This is a genomic window from Mesorhizobium sp. M1E.F.Ca.ET.063.01.1.1 (assembly GCF_003998155.1).
Classification (GTDB): Bacteria; Pseudomonadota; Alphaproteobacteria; order Rhizobiales; family Rhizobiaceae; genus Mesorhizobium.
In genome coordinates, this window is the sequence record NZ_RZSC01001203.1 from 1 (window position 1) to 1,145 (window position 1,145).

The window sequence follows — 1,145 nt, forward strand, 5'->3', positions numbered from 1 at the left end:
GTTCCTGCTCGGCGCGCTTGCCGAGCGCGCCGGCAACATCGAGGACAAGCTGCAGGCGATGCGCGCCAGCGGCGAGCTCGGCGGCCGCTTCTTCGCGCCGATGTCGATGCTCACCCTGATCTTCGGCATCGTCATGTGTGCCTTCTGGGTCGGCTTTGCCGAGCTGTGGATCGTCATCGGCCTTGTCGGCTACGCCACGACGTTTTCGATCGGCATGCTCGTCTTCAAGCCGACCGGCGAGCGAATGGGCGCCATGGTCGCCAAGGAACGGATCACGCCCGCCGTTCTTGCCATCGGCCAGCGCATGATGAGCTGGGCGCGCCTCGACTACGCGGTGATGCTGGTGATCCTCGCCGACATGGTGCTGAAGCCCACCCTGCACGATATCGGCATCCTCGCCGGCATGGCGCTGGTGGTGGCGGCCGGCGCGGCGCTCGCCCTTGGCGGCAGCCGCCAGATGGTGCCGAGCGCCGTCTGAGCATTTGTTGGTGTGGGCGGCCTGGCAGCCGCCCTCACATCAGGCCCGCGATACCGTCCCAGAGCAGCTTGACCGCCACCACCGCGACAGTGGCGTAGGTGAATGGATAAAACACCTCCGGCCGCATGCGACGCACCAGCCAGGCGCCTGCCACGGTGGCGAGCGGCGCCAGCGGCATGAGCGCACCGGAAGCTATCAGGTTGGTGGTGTCGAACTGGCCGAGCGCGAAATAGGGGATGAGCTTCAGCGCATTGGTGGCGGCGAAGAAGATCGCGGCCGTCCCCGACAGCACCTTCGGGTCGAGCCGGATGGGCAGCGCATAGACCTGGAAAGGCGGGCCGCCGACATGGGCGACGAAGCTGGTGAAACCGGCAACCGTGCCCCAGAAAGCCGCCGCGATCCGGTTCGGCTGCACCGCGTGATCGGCGCCATGGCGGAACTGCAGATAGATCCAGCGCAGCACGAAGATCAGCGCGACGGCGCCGACGATCAGCCGCACCATCTCCTCGGTCACCAGGGCCGCCGCCATCCTGTTGCCGATTCTCTGCCTGATGGACATCGTCTCGGTTTGGACGTGGTGGGGCATCTACGACCGCAAGATGCTGGTCGACATGATGCCGATGACGGCGCCCGGCATCATGTCGACCAGCATCTTGCGGTCGTAGAT

The 1,145-nt window shown here is 66.2% G+C and carries 1 protein-coding gene and 2 pseudogenes; 2 read left to right on the forward strand and 1 reads right to left on the reverse strand.

Annotated elements, in window-relative coordinates; translation table 11 throughout:
• Positions 1 to 478 (forward strand): hypothetical protein (locus tag EOA29_RS37265; protein WP_127222446.1); only part of this gene is annotated, 478 nt, incomplete at its 5' end.
• 34 nt (positions 479 to 512) lie between these two features.
• On the opposite strand, the pseudogene EOA29_RS37270 reads toward EOA29_RS37265, so the two are convergent.
• Positions 513 to 1,001, reverse strand: a pseudogene (locus EOA29_RS37270) (sulfite exporter TauE/SafE family protein); the annotation flags it as partial.
• On the opposite strand from EOA29_RS37270, the pseudogene EOA29_RS37275 reads away from it, so the two are divergent.
• Positions 961 to 1,098 (forward strand): annotated as a pseudogene (locus EOA29_RS37275) (sulfite exporter TauE/SafE family protein); the annotation flags it as partial. The pseudogenes EOA29_RS37270 and EOA29_RS37275 overlap by 41 nt on opposite strands.
• Positions 1,099 to 1,145: the final 47 nt, after the last annotated feature.